11 protein-coding genes and 1 pseudogene are annotated in these 15,109 nt (G+C 60.9%); 6 read left to right on the forward strand and 6 right to left on the reverse strand.

Going from position 1 to position 15,109, the window contains the following annotated elements:
- Nucleotides 1-199 precede the first annotated feature (199 nt).
- A pseudogene (locus tag BMI90_RS18165) lies at nucleotides 200-1,401 on the reverse strand (IS3 family transposase).
- Between the two features lie 116 nt (nucleotides 1,402-1,517).
- Here BMI90_RS18165 and BMI90_RS18170 point away from each other — a divergent pair.
- Entirely contained in the window at nucleotides 1,518-2,423 is a 906-nt protein-coding gene (locus BMI90_RS18170) for a helix-turn-helix domain-containing protein (RefSeq protein ID WP_168172821.1), read from the forward strand.
- Nucleotides 2,424-2,467: 44 nt separating this feature from the next.
- On the opposite strand, the gene BMI90_RS18635 is transcribed toward BMI90_RS18170, so the two are convergent.
- From BMI90_RS18635 to BMI90_RS18185, 3 genes are all read right to left on the reverse strand, one after another.
- A complete protein-coding gene (locus BMI90_RS18635; protein ID WP_146671348.1) occupies nucleotides 2,468-2,743 on the reverse strand; it encodes a GNAT family N-acetyltransferase in 276 nt (91 codons plus the stop codon).
- A 76-nt stretch (nucleotides 2,744-2,819) separates the two neighbouring features.
- Nucleotides 2,820-3,014 (reverse strand): hypothetical protein, encoded by a 195-nt coding sequence (locus BMI90_RS18640; RefSeq protein WP_146671349.1) that lies wholly within the window; start codon nucleotides 3,012-3,014, stop codon nucleotides 2,820-2,822.
- Between the two features lie 1,037 nt (nucleotides 3,015-4,051).
- Nucleotides 4,052-6,958 carry a UvrD-helicase domain-containing protein gene (locus tag BMI90_RS18185; RefSeq protein WP_348638929.1) on the reverse strand — a complete coding sequence of 969 codons (2,907 nt, stop codon included), beginning with the start codon at nucleotides 6,956-6,958 and terminating at the stop codon, nucleotides 4,052-4,054.
- A gap of 496 nt (nucleotides 6,959-7,454) precedes the next feature.
- Between BMI90_RS18185 and BMI90_RS18190 the strand changes: the two genes are divergently transcribed.
- Genes BMI90_RS18190 through BMI90_RS18210 form a run of 5 tightly spaced genes read left to right on the forward strand, consistent with a single transcriptional unit; the run spans nucleotide 7,455 to nucleotide 11,279 of the window.
- Complete coding sequence (locus BMI90_RS18190) at nucleotides 7,455-8,372, forward strand: STAS domain-containing protein (protein WP_246831589.1); 918 nt, start codon at nucleotides 7,455-7,457, stop codon at nucleotides 8,370-8,372.
- Nucleotides 8,373-8,382: 10 nt separating this feature from the next.
- Nucleotides 8,383-8,727, forward strand: coding sequence for an STAS domain-containing protein (locus tag BMI90_RS18195; protein WP_246831590.1), 345 nt, complete (start codon nucleotides 8,383-8,385; stop codon nucleotides 8,725-8,727).
- Nucleotides 8,728-8,764: 37 nt separating this feature from the next.
- Nucleotides 8,765-9,139: an ATP-binding protein gene (locus BMI90_RS18200; RefSeq protein WP_078530887.1), complete on the forward strand. Its 375-nt coding sequence runs from the start codon at nucleotides 8,765-8,767 to the stop codon at nucleotides 9,137-9,139.
- Nucleotides 9,136-10,146, forward strand: coding sequence for an ATP-binding SpoIIE family protein phosphatase (locus BMI90_RS18205; protein WP_078530888.1), 1,011 nt, complete (start codon nucleotides 9,136-9,138; stop codon nucleotides 10,144-10,146). Before BMI90_RS18200 ends, BMI90_RS18205 begins: the two co-directional genes overlap by 4 nt.
- Nucleotides 10,143-11,279, forward strand: a complete 1,137-nt coding sequence (locus BMI90_RS18210; RefSeq protein WP_078530889.1) for an ATP-binding protein — start codon at nucleotides 10,143-10,145, stop codon at nucleotides 11,277-11,279. Before BMI90_RS18205 ends, BMI90_RS18210 begins: the two co-directional genes overlap by 4 nt.
- 387 nt (nucleotides 11,280-11,666) lie before the next feature.
- Here the strand turns inward: BMI90_RS18210 and BMI90_RS18215 are convergent, their stop codons facing one another.
- Entirely contained in the window at nucleotides 11,667-11,957 is a 291-nt protein-coding gene (locus BMI90_RS18215) for a hypothetical protein (RefSeq protein ID WP_078530890.1), read from the reverse strand.
- A gap of 114 nt (nucleotides 11,958-12,071) precedes the next feature.
- Nucleotides 12,072-14,372: an FdhF/YdeP family oxidoreductase gene (locus tag BMI90_RS18220; RefSeq protein ID WP_078530891.1), complete on the reverse strand. Its 2,301-nt coding sequence runs from the start codon at nucleotides 14,370-14,372 to the stop codon at nucleotides 12,072-12,074.
- Between the last annotated feature and the right edge of the window lie 737 nt (nucleotides 14,373-15,109).

Below are 15,109 nucleotides of genomic sequence, written 5' to 3' on the forward strand. Positions count from 1 at the left end.
GACCAAACGAAAAAGGCGGGGTTGGTTCCCGCCTTTTTGCCATCTGCTTCAGCGGTTCGCAAAGCACATGCCTCGCCCTCGGCATTAAGTGCGACCACATCTTCTTCCAGCTAGCCGCCGATCGCCTCTAAGGCTTCGCCCGCGTCGCTAAATTCCGACAGGGCCAGCTCGGTGAAGACAATGAATAGCCCCGTGTTTCTTAGACGCCATCGTGTCTCAGTTTCTGCTGCCGCTCAAAGTCGACGAGCGACAGCATTCCGTTCCGGGCGTGCTTGCGCTTTGGATTGTAGAACATCTCGATGTAGTCGAACACATCCTGCCTGGCTTCTTCGCGTGTTCGGTAGGTCCGTCGTCTGATCCGCTCACGCTTCAGTAGGTTAAAGAAGCTCTCAGCGACCGCGTTGTCATGGGAGTTTCCGCGGCGGCTCATCGAGTGCTCCAGATTGTGGGCCCGTAGGAACGCTGCCCAGTCCATGCTGGTGAATTGGCTGCCCTGGTCCGAATGGATCAGAACCTTTTCCCTGGGCTTTCTCCGCCATGTCGCCATGAGCAGCGCTTGCAGGACAACTTCGGTCGTCTGGCGGCTTTGCATCGCCCATCCAACGACACGACGCGAGAAGAGATCGATGACAACGGCAAGATAGGCGAAGCCTTCCTGAGTGCGGATATAGGTGATGTCACTCGTCCATTGTTCTTGAACCAATGGCGAACAAGGCCTCGTCCCAGACGCTGTCCGGTGTCGCCACGTCAAACCGCCGGTCCAGTGTGTTGTCGACGACCACCGAGGGCTTGCCGCCATACTTCCCCGGTCGACGCTTGAAGCCGATCTGCGCCTTGATGCTGGCCAGCTTGGTCAGGCGGGCAACACGGTTCAGGCAGACGCTTTCGCCTTGCTCGAGAAGGTCGTCATGCAGTTTGCGGTGACCGTAGACCTTGCCACTTTCCACCCATGCCTCCTTCAGCAGAGCAATCTGCCGCTCGTCTTCTTGAGCTCGCTTGCTCAGTGGGGCCTTCAGCCACGCGTAGAAGCCACTCGGCTGAATACGTAAGCAGCGACACATCGCCCGAATAGAGAACTGCCCGCGATGCTCGGCCACGAACGCGTATCTCACTTGGCATCCCTGGCGAAATACGCGGTCGCCTTTTTTTTAGAATGTCCCGCTCCTCCGTCACTCTCAGGAGCTCACGCTTGAGCCGCCGGATCTCGGCATCCTTCTCAGCGTCGCCGGATGACGCCTTCGCGAACTTCTTCTTCCAGGAGTAGAGAGAGTATTGGCTCACGCCCAAGCGCTCGGCCACCTCCCTGACCGGGAAGCCCCTCTCCGTGATCTGCGCGACGGCATCTCTTTTGAAATCGTCGCTGAACGTGGGTCGCTGCTCATCATGGCCTCCTTGCCTCAAAATTAGCAAAGAAGGCGTCCACGATACACGGGGCTATTCAAGCGCCTGGCGCTAGCGGTTGCGCTCTGTCGCATTTTCTTTCTATCTGTGAGCTTTCGATGGAAAGATTTTCGCACATGTCATTTTTCGAGATCCTCAGAGCCGAACGCGTGGGGCGCGGGCTCACGCAGGCCGAACTCGCATCCCGCGCCAAGATCAGCATCCCCACCGTGCGCGCCCTGGAGCGCGGGGCAGGCACGATCCTTTCGCTCGAGGCCGTCTTACCGATCCTTGGCTTGCGCTGGCGTGTCACAACGCCCGGGAAACATATGGGACGCGTGCTCGCGGAGCGGCGGCGTGCGCGCGGTTTTTCGCAGCAGATTCTCGCGCGCAAAATTGGTTGCAGCCGCGTGACGATAATTACCTTGGAAGCGGAGTTTTCCGGGCGTGTTGCGACGCTTGCCGCGGCATTGCGGCTACTTCGCCTCCGCGACTCTCTGGAACGAAGCGATCTGGCGAAGGGGCGAGGGTTGGTGCCGCCGAAAAATGACGCGGAACAGGACCGTGTCATGACGCCGCCTGACCTCGCCAAGGCGATCATCGAACATTTTTCGCATGCGATGGAGGGTCGCGTTCTCGATCCGTCGCGCGGGGAAGGGGCGTTCTTTGATCATTTCCCGGATCACCTGGAGCGCCACTGGTGCGAGATCAGCGAGGGACGCGACTTTCTGTCTTGGGCCGATCGGGTAGATTGGGTCGTCACAAATCCGCCCTGGTCAGAGCTGCGGACGTTCACGCGGCACGCGATGCAGGTTTCCGAAAATATCGTCTGGCTTGCACCGCTTACGAACCTGACGACGAAGGCACGGTTGCGGGATCTCGAAGAGACCGGATTCGGAATCGCGGAATTGCTCTTCATAGACACACCGAAGAGCTGGCCACAAAGCGGCTTTCAAATCGTCGCGGCGCATTTGAAAAGAGGATATACGGGGCATTGGAAGGTCGCCCAGCTTCGAGAGGGAGAGGGCGCACAAGTCTCTTAGTGTCACCCGTAATTTCTCTTCTGCCGACCTAGGTTCGAGCGCTTTCAGATCTCGTCCAGCACGTCCAGAGATCCCATATCTTGAATTGTGCCCCCATGGGCCTCGCGCCATGGACGAATGTCGTAGACGTCGCGTCCCTCCTGAAGCTCGATCGAGATGCCGCGTTCCAGAAGCCAGGCTATCGCAAATTTCATCAGCCGGGATCTACGTTGGTGGTCGTCCTCGACGCCATAGAGATGAAGTTGGGCCAATCCGGGCTCGCCATAATGGGCGAGGGCCGAGACGAAGATATCGAGGTCCGGATTGCGCGCTCGAAGCAATGTCTCCAACTCGCCGAGGCGTCTTGGGCGTTGAGTTCTCGCTCGAGCGAGATCCTGATCGTTAGACATAGCAGCCTCAAAGGTTGAGGAACTTGATGGATTTCGGCTCGTGACTCTTCACGAAGCCGACCCGGTCGGCTCGGACTTTCTTGAACACGAAATTCTGACGCTGCAACTCGACAGGATCGACCTCGCCCCTAGCCAGACGTTCTTCATCCTTCGCGCGGCTTCGCGCCTTTTCCTCTTGTCGTTTCCTGTAAAGATCTTCCATGCGCGGTCCTCCGTGAAGCCTAGCTATAGCCTGAAAGCGCGTGCTTTGTCTCGTTTGATCGGGGACACCGACTTCGCTTTCTGAGTCTATTTGGCAGAAATGTTCCAGTGTGCGGCTGTCACGGATGCGATGATGCCGCGTCGCACGTCAGCATCCCGCAAACGGGGCGGATCAAGGCCGAAACCGCGAGCTATGACGCGGTCTCACAGTCGGGCCCGGATCTGCCTTCGGCGATCTGATCGCTCGATCATGACAGGTCAGCTGTCCTCGGCGCTACGGTGGAAACTTCAAGAAGGATCGACCTCCCCGAGATACTTCTGGTGAAGCAATGATCTTGCTTCAATTTGATTTCTTAATCCTTCTTCCCCTGCCTTGCGGAGGCGATGCCGTTCGGGGTTCTGTGAGAGGATGCGGGGATTGCCGAGCCTATTCTTGGCATCTGATGTGGAGAATACCAAACGGGTTCGAAGCTGTCAGGCTGATCCTAGAGGATACGGCCTCTGCCTGCTGACCCCATATTGTCTAGGCGGAGGTCACTGCATTCGCACAATGCCAGCTTTCTGCAATCGTGCCGCAGATCTTGCACATGGCGCGGAACGGCATGACGCCCTTTTCCCGTCTGCGAAGTGGTGGCCCAGCATCGCGACCTGTTGCACCAAGAAGTGCGCTGCGCAGGTGCGATCTGTCGTGCGACCGATCTCGTTGTCGATCGAGCCATCCCCCGGCGCAGGCGGAAGCACCATTCCTGCGAGGAGAAGGTGCATATCCTTCCGGGAAGGCTGCGGCACGAAAATAGCGTCGGAGTGTTCGTTTCGCAGCATTTCGCGGCACTGGTTTCCTATGAATATCAATCAGTTGATATGGGGCCGGTGTGTTCGGCAACTTATCTACTGTTTCGCGATCCGAACACTCCCGCGTGAAAGAGTGTTGTTTGCCGAACACCGGAAACCTACCGGTGCTGCATGTTCGATAATATTCAGTCAGGCCGCGAAATGGTTGTTGCCGAACACGGTGAGGGTCTCCCTGCTTCGCCGCCGCTATGACGGTTTGCGTATCTTCGCCTTGCCCTTGCAATCGGGGAACCGGACGCAGCCCAGAAAGGCCCCGTAGCGGCCCCGTCGTTCGACGAGCCAGCCTTCCTTGCAGCTCGGGCAAGCCGGTGGCTTCGCTCCGCATTCCGGACAGACCATTTCCTCAGTCTTCCTATCTCGAACGGGCAATCCTATCCCGCATTGCGGGCAGGCGGGCATTCGATTGCCGCAGAGCTTGACGTGTTCGCAGCGATACCAGCCCGGTCCATCCTGACCGGGCATGTAGATCAAGCGCCCACCGCATTGGCCGCAGGAATGCGTCCGCTCCGCGGTGCCGTCCGGGCTCACGACCTCATAGCGCGGGTCATCGATCAGTTCTCGGACGAATGTCGATGGGCGTGCTTCAGAGGCGAGAATGGTCACCGTCTTGCGTGCGCGCGTCATCGCGACATACATCACGCGCCGCTCTTCAGCGTTTGAAAACGGCTCTGCCTCCGGGGAAACGAGATTGAGGAGTGGATCGTCAACGATCTGCGAGGGGAAACCCATGCGGGTATTGTCAGCGCCGAGGATGATCACATGGTCTGCTTCGAGCCCTTTCGAGGCATGAATGGTCTTGAAGCTGAGCGAAAGCGAGGGATGTTGCTTTCGCAACAGCTTGAGATCGGGCTCGATGAAGCGATATCTGCCCAGGAGCAATACTGAAGCCTTTCGATCACTCGGCGCCTGCAGCGTCGATAGTGATGCGAGGGCTCGATCGAGAACGTCGTCCGCGTTTTCGCGACGGGTCCAGGCGATGCGGATTGCCGGTTGCTCCGCCTCGCCCGCAGGAGCAACTTTCTTCGAGATCTGTGCCGGATTGCGCAGAACGAAGAGCCGGGCAGCCAGTGCGATCTTGTCCACGGATCGGAAGGTGCGCCCGAGATCCACCGTCCGATGAACGCCTGTTTCACCGGCGAATGTCCCTCCGAATTCGTTTCCGAAATTGCGCATGATGTGGATGTCTGATCCGGCGAACCGGTAGATCGATTGCCAGTCATCGCCGACGGCAAAGACCCTGGCATCGGAATGTTGCGCCTTGAGGGCCTGAATGAGGCGGGCACGGCCCGTCGAGATATCTTGGAATTCGTCGACCAGGATATGGTGGAAGGGGCTCTGGTATCGTCCGCTTTCCACATGTGCCGTGGCCCGGATGACCATGTCCTCGAAGTCGATACGCTCGCCTAGTCGCGCCTGATACTCTCGATAGACGGCGCCGAAGATCTTCAAGAATGCGTCCGCCCTTTTGCCCATTTTGAGGGTTGCGGCTTTCTCGGTGCAGGTGTCAATCTCGTAGCCACCGTTCTTGAAGTGACGCAGGAACGTTCCGATCAGAGATGTAAAGCCATCGACGACACCGATCTGCGTCACCTGATCGTAGATCTCGATCTGCGGGATGGGGTTCAAAGTGACAAGCGGTTCGAGTTTTCTCACGAGTTCCTCGAGCAGCCGACCCTCCTGGCGTTCCCAGCTATAGGTCTCGATCAAGGTGGTCCCGTGTTCTGCATGGACCGCGCGTTTCCAGTCCATTCCTTCGAGATAGCTGTTCCGATCGACGAAGGGGGCGGTCGTGAGCCGTTCCGTGCCATCCGGGCCCCGCGATTTTCGAACACCGAAATGTTCGATATAGACACCGCTCTCGGTCAGGCGGAAATCCGGAGTGTAGATGCGACGGCCTGTTCCGGGCAGTTTGTGCTCATAGGTCGGTTCATATTCGTAGGCGATGCCGTTGCGATAGAGCCAGTTCGCAATGAGGAGCTCTTCGAAGCTCTTGACGGTATCACCCTTCAGGGTCCTCAGGTTGCGGCTTTCGACTTCCGAATACCAATCGTGGGCGCGCGCGTAGTCCCAGGGCATCGGGAACTCGTCGAAATAGCCCGAAAACCATCCAATCACGGTTTCTGCGACATCGGCGAGGCGGTTCACGATGTCCCGAACGATCTCCTTGATCAAAGAGAGGAAGGCTTTGTCGTCGGTTGCAGTCGGTGCAAGTGCGGGCTTCTCACCCTCGACGGCTCCGATGATCTCGAAGGAAAGCGCATGGAATGTGCGCGCCGCAACGGGCAGACCGCAGCGGGCCTCGATCCGTTCCGACATCTCTGCCGCGGCATCTCGCGCAAAGGCCAGGAGGAGCAATTCGTCGGGCTTTCTGATGCCAGCCTTGATGAGGTAGGCGGCCTTTGCGGTGATGACGCTCGTCTTGCCAGAGCCCGCGCCGGCCAGAATCAATGTCGCGTCTTCGTCAACGACCACCGACAGGCGTTGCTCTGGAGTGAGAGGCTTGGACTCGACTGTGTCGAAAAAACTCCTCCACCCCTCGAGTTGTGCTTCGACAAAACGCTCGATCGCCGCCTCGCGCGCCGCGCCGGGGTTTTGGGCGAATGCGATGATCGGGGTCAGGCGCGTGACGGCCTCTTCGCCAAGCGCCGTGGCATTGAGCTTCGAGAGGACCTGCTCGTTCAGCTTCAATATGTCCCGCGCGAGTGGATCCAGCTCGAATGCGGCGGGATATGTCTCGGGGGAATTCAGCTTTTGCAGGGCTGCGAGAAGGCGTTCGATCGTCTCCTCCTGCCTGGCCAGCTCGCGATGATTGAAGGCGGACCACGCCTCTTCGAGAGCCTTGGCAAAAGTCTCCGCTTGCGCTCGATTGGTGGCCGGAATCGAGACCGTCTCACCGGTTCCCAGTTCGAGTGAGAGCCGAGACGAAAACATACCGCGCGTCAACACGGGTCTTGCAGAAATCTCTTCGAACCCGATCCAGTGTCGCGCTCCCGGGCGGGCGGACAGTCCAGCCTCCTTAAGACTCAATGAGCGGGGGTGCCTCCGTCGGGGGTCGGCGAGAAATCCAAGAAGAGAATGAGAAACGAGATCCATGCGCTCTGATTTCAAACAGCTTCAGACTTTCCCGGAGCGCGTGATGGCCGAAGACCGTGCCCTGCACGCTTCGTCAAAATGGCCGCGCCGCTCGGAATGCTCAGGGCCCAGTGGTAGGGCATTGCCAGACTCGGGTCCATCGCAGAGCCGCATCGCGGCCGAGCCCTCGCTCTGCTTGAGGCCGCGTCTTCTGGCCGAGCTGCAAATCTCATCGCAAATTCTCCTGCTGACATCAAAGGGGGCGCTCGTTTCTGCTCTGCCCCCTGAGGACTGGTCCGCTTGAAACTGGAGTTATCCGCTAAGTTTCCCTGGCTGGAAGAGGAATGGAATCGTATGGAGGCGAGCAAATCTTCGGACGCGCGGGACAAGCGTTCATTTTGAATCAAGGCGACGACGGCACGCCGGTCGCGGAGACCTGTCGGAAACCCCTGATCGTCCGGAGCGGTTTCCGAATAGCAAAGCTGCAAACCCGTGCGGTTGACTTTGCCGGCGGGAATTGGCTTACCTGCTGCATCAAAATGCATTGGAGTTCATGCACATGCCGCAAACAGCGACGGCAAATATCCTTTCCATTCTCGAAACTGATTTTTCAGGTGTCGTTGAGGAGTGGCTTGGCACCCAGGTGAAAGAGGGCGTGAAGCGCTCCGACCTTTTCTCCGACTCTGAAAGTCGCGCCCAAAACCAGGAACTCCTGAAAGCCTTTTCCAAAGGTGTTCGGGCCGGGGTCGTGAACGACGAGTTCAGCCTGGATGATGACGCCTGGGAAGACCTGCGCGCCGTTCTGGCTGACGTTAGCAAGGAACGTGTCGGTCGCGGTGTCACGCCGACCGAGATGGCGACATTCGTCCTGGCGCTCAAGGCCCCCCTGTTCAAACGGCTGGAGGCGATGCCTGATATCGAAGGCGGGGAGCTCATTCGCGACGTCTTGATGGTGACCCGCCTCGTCGATGCCTTCGCGATCTATACCAACGAGATCTTCATCGGCGAGCGCGACCAGATAATCGAGCGCCAGCGGCAGGAGATGCTCGAGCTGTCGACGCCGGTGGTCGAACTCTGGGACCGCGTTCTCACGCTGCCACTGATCGGCACGCTGGATTCCGCGCGCGCGCAGGAGGTCATGGAAAACCTGCTACAGACCATTCTGGAACGTCAGGCCGAGGTCGTGATCATGGATATCACCGGTGTCGGCACCGTGGACACGCAGGTTGCGCAACACCTTTTGCGGGCTGCTGCCGCCGTTCGCCTGATGGGTGCAGAGTGCATCATCAGCGGCATCAGCCCGATGATCGCCCAGACCATGGTGCAGCTCGGGATCGACGTCGGCACGGTGTCCACCCGCTCCAGCATTCGCACGGCACTGTCCGATGCCCTGCAGAAGGTCGGCTACGTCATCAAGACCAGTGAGGGCGCGTAACGTGTCGGGTGTGACGTCCATAAACCTGGTCGAAACCGCGCTTCTTGTATCCATCCAGGACGACGTCACCGATACGGAAATCGTGGAGTTGCAGGACACACTCTCGAACCGGATTGCCAAGGAAAACGTCAAAGGCGTGATCCTCGACATCAGCTCTCTGGAGATCGTCGATACATTCGTCGGGCGGGTCATTGCGCAGTTGGCCGGGATCTCGCGGCTGCTGGCCGCCGAGACCTATGTCGTCGGCATGCGCCCGGCAGTTGCAGTGACCCTGGTCGAACTGGGCATGTATCTGCCCGAGACCCGCACGGCGCTCAGCCTGACCCACGCACTTTCCCAGTTGCGGCGTGCCTGATCCCGAGAGGATATCAGGCAGGACCGCGATCGCGAAGGTGACGCTCGCGGCCAGCCGGGACGTCGTTGCCGCGCGCCAGACCGCCGCCCGACTTCTGAAGGCGCGCGGGCTGTCGGTGATGCGGGTCACCCGGTTCGCGACGGCCGTGAGCGAAATCGCTCGCAACGCCATCGTTCACGGTGGGGGTGGCGAGATTTCGTTTTATTTCGATGATCATAACGGGTATCTGCGCGTCGAGTGCCGGGATGAGGGTCCGGGAATCGAGGATGTAACGCTGGCGATGACCGAGGGTTACACGACAGCGGGAGGGCTCGGCAGGGGGCTTGGCGGGGCCAAGCGCCTCTCACATGATTTCACGGTTCGCTCGGCGCCCGGCCAGGGCACAACCGTTACGATGAGCGTGAAGCTATGAATCAATGGGTCGAGATTGATGATCGGAGCGCAGTTGCCGTCGTGCGCCGGCTTGCGCGGCGCCTTGGCGTCGAGATCGGACTTTCAGAGACACGCGTCGGCGAAGTCGCGATCGTCGCGACCGAAGCGACGACCAACATCCTGCGTTACGCGGATCGCGGACGGGCATTGATCGAACGCGTGCGCCAGCCCGGCTCCGATGTCATTTCCATGATCTTCACGGACCGCGGGCCGGGGATCGCGGATATCGACCGGATGTTCAAGGACGGTGAAAGCTCCACGGAGTCCGCCGGTCTCGGGCTCGGCGCCATCGTTCGCCTGTCGGACAGGTTCGATATCTTCACGGCGCCCGACATCGGAACGACGATCGTGTGCAGTTTTGGCGCTTGCAACGATGGGGCTGACGTCGGTGTCGAAGCGGTGGGACTGCGGGTCTGCCATCCGAACGAAGACACTTGCGGCGACGATTTTCAGATACGACAGACCCCGCAGGCGACCGACGTGCTGCTTTGCGATGGGCTCGGACATGGCCCCGCGGCCGCCGAAGCGGCCAGCGAAGTCACCAACACAGCCGCCGCCGCGGGCGGATTGTCCTCGGAGCCAGGCAAGCTGATGCGCGAGATTACCGCGCGGCTGGCTGGACGGCGCGGTGCGGTGGCGGCGCTGCTGCATGTTGCGCATCCGCAGATGGAGATGCGTTACTCAGGGCTTGGCAACATCTCGACCCTGCTGGTGGGGGCAAAGGGCATCCGCAGGATGGCTGTCCGTGACGGCCGCATCGGCGGTGCTCCCACCCACGGTTACGAGGAAGCTGTTCAGCTGGAGTCAGGCGATATAGTGATCGTGCATAGCGATGGGTTGAAGACCATTCGGGACTCTCATTTCCCGCCGGGGCTGCTGCGCAAGAGCCCCCTGCTGGTTGCTGGCTTTCTGCTCGATCGGGCCTTTCGGGGACGCGACGATGCCAGCATCGTCGTGATGCGCATAAATCGGGAACGCGAGGCATGAAAACGGCGAAGCTCACTACGGTGACCCTTGAGAAGAGTGCCGACGTGGCTCGGCTGCGCGATGTGGCCATGACACTGGCCAATGTGCTGCAGTTTGGGTCTTTCGAGCGCACGCGAACGGTGACGGCCGTCGTCGAACTTGGTCGCAATGCAATCGAGCATGGCCAGAAGGGACGGGCGACCTTCTCGCTCACCGAACTGGCCGGCAAGCCCGCGCTCGGTCTTCTCGTGACCGATCAGGGGCGAGGAATCCCACAAGAGAAATTGCAACCCGACGGCGTTCCGTCCTCCGCGACGGGACTGGGTCTGGGGCTGCGCGGCGTGCAGAGGATTGCCACCCGCTTCGGTGTGGAAACCGGCGATGAGGGCACGCGGGTCAATGCGGTTTTCCTGCCATCGGCAAACCTGCCGTCCGGCTCCCAGCTCATCGAACTGGCGACCCGGGCGCTCGACGATCTCAGCGCCAAGGACCCTACGGCGGCCCTCAGCGAACAAAACCGCGAGCTCGCTGAGGAGATAAGCGAACGCGACCTGCTCATGCGGGAGCTTCACCACCGGACGGGTAATAACCTGGCGCTCATCGCCGCTCTCATCCGCATGAGCAAGTCGCGGGCCGAACAGGATGAAACCCATCAGGTTTTGACGGAGCTCGAAGTCCGCGTCGGAGCATTGGCCAAAGCGCACGAATTGATGCAGCGCGGAACTGAAACGGGCAAAGTCGAACTTTCGGAAATGGTCACGGAGGTCGCCAGGACATCAGAGCGCGCTTTCAGCGGCGGGCGGCTGAACGCCACGATCGAGGTTGCCTGTGAAGAGTTGCGGCTCGACAGCAAGTTTGCCATCGATATCGGGCTGATCGTTGGCGAGCTCATCACGAATGCATTCAAATACGCCTTTGTGGGGAGGGAGGAAGGGATCATCCGTGTCGAGGTCTCCGGCGATCCGAAGCATGGGATCGCGCTGGTCGTGTCCGATAACGGCATCGGCTTGCCGGCGGATGCCGAGCGGCCGGAGCGCTCGAACTCTCTTGGATGGCGCTTGATAAGAACCCTGACCTTCCAGCATGACGCGACCCTCACCGTGGATAGCGCAGATGGGCTTTGCGTGCGCATCAAGTTCCCAGCGCAAATCTGACATTCGGCGCGAATTGCCCTGGGAGGCAATGGCGCGGCGCTCCCTGCCGATGGCCTCACGGATCGTGCCGTTTTCTTGCCCGGAGCATACGCGGCGCGGCCTCATGAGGAGGATCGCGTTTTTTGTCCGTCTTGACCCTTCACGATTCAGCCCACGTCTCGCCACCGGCGCGCCGCGCCCGTGTGGCTGGATCTCTGCCAACGTGCTTTGAGAAGTTCTCGATGGCTACGAACGGGGAGGTGGCCGGTCAGCGACATGCCATATCGCGATTTCTTCCCCTGGTCTTCGCGCGTTCGTCCCCGAATTTCCACCAGCCCTCTCTTCGGGCGCATTTGCGATGAGGGATGCCATGCGGCGAGGAGGCGCTTCGCCTCCTGTGCCATGCAGCTAGAGCAGGGCGATTTCCACCGGACTCGAACGCGCCTCGATCTGCGCGGCCGCTTCAAACAATATATCCTCGCGGAACCGCCCGGCGACCATCTGGATGCCCAGAGGCGCGCCGTCGGGCGTCGCTCCCGTCGCCAGCGCCAGCGCAGGAAGTCCCGTGACCGGCAGGCCGATCATCGCCCGCTGCGCCTCCCAGACGCGCTTGAAATCGGCCTCGCTACCCAGATCGAGATTGTCGGCGAAGGGCAGGTCCGCGCTCGGTGCCAGAAGCACCAGCGGGTAGCGCTCCACGAAAAGCGCCCATTCCCGCGCGATCTCTGCCCGGCGGATCAGCGCGCGCGGACAGGGTGAAGTTCGCCGTTCCGGGGGACGGATCCCGGAAAGACCTCCCCATTTCGAGTTTCCTTAAGGCTCCACGATCACGGGCGTGCCCTTGTAGGCGGGGGTCTTCGAATTCTTTTCATGGTAACCCAGCGGAACCAGCGGGTTAAGCTCTGGATAGTAGCCGGCGATGCAGCCCATCGGCAGGTCGTAGCCCGTCACCCTGAGGCCATCGATCCGGCGTTTCACCCCGTCCTGCACGGCGCAGCTCAGCGCCACCTTGGCGCCCTCGACAAGGCCGAGCCGCGCCATTTCCTGCGGGTGGATCAGCACGATCATCCGGTCGCCCTCCAACCCTCTCAGCCGGTCGGAATATCCGTAGATCGTGGTGTTGAACTGGTCGTTCGAGCGCAGGGTGATCAGCGTCATCTCGCGTTCTCCCTCCGGTGCCTGACCCAGCGCCGAGAGCGTCTCGGGCGGGGTGAAGACGGCCTTGCCGCTCTCGGTCTTCCAGGTGCGCTCGCGCGCGGGATTGCCACGGTAGAAACCGCCTGGCTGATGAAGCCGTGCGTTGAAATCGGCGAAATCGTCGGGGAAGGTTTCGGCGATCAGGTCGCGCACTTTCCCGTAGTCGGCGGTCCAGCCATCCCAGTCGAGCCGGTCGTTCGCCGGCAGCGTCGCCTTTGCCAGCCCGGCGACGATCGCCGTTTCCGAGCGCAGGTGGGGCGAGGGAGGCGTTGCCGCGCCGATCGATCCGTAGATATGCGAGAAGGTATCCTCCATCGAGGTCGCCTGCCGTCCGTTCGCCTGCATGTCGGCATCCGCGCGTCCGAGGCAGGGCAGGATGTAGGCGGCCTTGCCGGGCGCGAGATGCGAGCGGTTGAGCTTCGTCGCAATCGAGACCGAAAGGTCGAGCTGCGGATAGGCCGCCTCGATCCGCTCCCGGTCGGGCATCGCTCGCACGAGGTTGCCGCCGAGCGAGATCAGCGCCTTGACCCGGCCCTCCAGCAGCGCTTCGAAGGCCATGACGGCGTTCATGCCGTCCTCCTTCGGCGCCTCGATCCCGAAGAGCTCGCGCAGCTTTTCGGCAGGCATGTGCGCCGATTTCTCGCCGATCCCGACGGTGCGCTGGCCCTGTACGTTGGAATGGCCTCGGACGGGCGAGATCCCAGCGCCCAGACGCCCGATATTCCCCCTCATCATCAGAAGGTTGCAATACATTCCAAGGTTCAGCCAGCCATTGACGTGCTGGGTCATCCCCATGCCGTAAATGCCGATTACGTTCTTCGCCGAGAGGTAGACCTCCGCCGCCTCTTCGATCATCGCGCGGGTGAGGCCCGAGTGACGTTCGATCTCCTCCCAGCGGGCTGCCCGGACGGCGGACTCGGTCTCGGCGAACCCGGTGGTGTGCGTGTCGATGAAGTCCCGGTCCAGCACGCTGCCCGGGGCTGCATCCTCGGCCGCGAGGACACATTTCATCATCCCCGCCAGCACCGCGATGTCGCCGCCGGGGCGGAGCTGGTAATATTGCTCGGAGATCCGCGTGGCCTTGCCAAAGGTCATCTGGGCGAGGTTCTGCGGATCAACGAACTCGATCAGCCCGCGTTCGCGCAACGGGTTGAAGGTGACGATCCTGCAGCCTCGATTCACTGCTGCCTTCAGAGTGTGCAGGAAGCGGGGGGAGTTGGTGCCGGTGTTCTGACCAAAAAAGAAAATCGCGTCGCAATGGTCGAAATCTTCCAGAGTGCAGGTGCCGACCGGCGTGCCGATGAAGGATTTCAGGTTCACGCTGGTGGTCTCGTGGCACATGTTCGACGATTGCGGCAGGTTCTGATGCCCCATCGCCCGGGCGAAGAGGGCATAAAGGTAAGAGGCCTCCAGCCCCGCGTGACCCGAGGCGTAGAAAACGGCCTCCTTCGGATCCATCGCTTTGAGGATGGCGCCGATGGCGGTGAAGGCTTCGTCCCAGCCGACCGGCTGGTAGCGGTCGTTGGCGGCGTCATAACGCATCGGTTCGGTCAGGCGCCCCGCGGCCTCCAGGTCGTGATCAGGCCAGGTCTTCAGCTCGGCCACGGTATGCTCGGCGAAGAAATCGGCGCCGACGCGGCGCTGGTCGAGCTCCCACAGCACGGATTTGGCGCCGTTCTCGCAGAATTCAGCGGCATGTGGGTTGGCGGGCTTGGCCCAGGCACAGGAGGAACACATGACCCCCTTGGGCTTGTTCAACTCGTAGAGAATGCGGAAGGCCTCACTGTCCTTGCGGACGTCGCCGAAGATCTTGGCAACTCCCTTCAGCGAACCCCAGCCGCCCGAGGGATGGTCGAAATACGGCAAGCCCTCGTCCTGTTTGGTTGCGTCATGGCGGGGCGGCGTGGTTCTGGTCATCGGATCCTCCTGCGGCTCGTTGGAAAACAGGAAAGCGCGACGCGGGTTCCTTCACGTTGTCGCGCGCTGCGGACGCGGCCTCGACTGACATTCTCCAGATTGCTTGCCGTCGCCTTCGAGATCGCCTGAAACTGCTCGCTGAACAAATGCGCTCCGCCCTGCGTGGAGGCTGTTGATGTGCAAATGCCTCGGGCTGGGCTGCTTGGGCCGGGCTGAACGAATCTGGCCGCGAACCCGGATCTTCCTGGCTGCGCAGCAACGTTTCGAGCCCTTCGGGCGGACCCGCTCTGGGGCACCGGGAGGGCGTGGGGCAGTTTCGTGTCAGGTGACATTGCGCTATCCGTTCCCGAACACCCGGGCGATCTGTCACGCAACGGTCAACACGATTCTTCCCCGGAGCGTATCTCGCTCCGCACGGCATCCATCTGAAGTCCCGATGTCGTGCTGGTCGATGAAGTGGTGAACCAGCTTGTTCCGTAGATCGACCATTTCCCGCAGTTCACATTCTAGCCACGCGAAATCAGTGTCCGTCAGGCGAAGCGACGTCCGCATGGCGATCCAACTGAAGGACGCAAGAGGGTTGGTCGGCATATCTTCGTGCGGATCGACTGACCTGCCACTGAACTTTCATCCAGCCGCGACCGGAGCCCGGTTGGTGTTTGATCCGCACCCCAGAGCTCTACCGCCCTTAGGCAGAGTTTCCCGGCTTTGCTCAGGGTGACGGGCTGGTGACGCCC

Source organism: Thioclava sp. L04-15 (assembly GCF_002020275.1).
Lineage (GTDB): Bacteria > Pseudomonadota > Alphaproteobacteria > Rhodobacterales > Rhodobacteraceae > Thioclava > Thioclava marina.

Bases quoted from the DNA above. Each gene is read 5' to 3' on its own strand.
- BMI90_RS18220 (WP_078530891.1), bottom strand. From the start codon at position 14,372: ATGACCAGAACCACGCCGCCCCGCCATGACGCAACCAAACAGGACGAG.
- BMI90_RS18205 (WP_078530888.1), top strand. From the start codon at position 9,136: ATGAATCAATGGGTCGAGATTGATGATCGGAGCGCAGTTGCCGTCGTG.
- BMI90_RS18185 (WP_348638929.1), bottom strand. From the start codon at position 6,958: ATGGATCTCGTTTCTCATTCTCTTCTTGGATTTCTCGCCGACCCCCGA.
- BMI90_RS18640 (WP_146671349.1), bottom strand. From the start codon at position 3,014: ATGGAAGATCTTTACAGGAAACGACAAGAGGAAAAGGCGCGAAGCCGC.
- BMI90_RS18210 (WP_078530889.1), top strand. From the start codon at position 10,143: ATGAAAACGGCGAAGCTCACTACGGTGACCCTTGAGAAGAGTGCCGAC.
- BMI90_RS18170 (WP_168172821.1), top strand. From the start codon at position 1,518: ATGTCATTTTTCGAGATCCTCAGAGCCGAACGCGTGGGGCGCGGGCTC.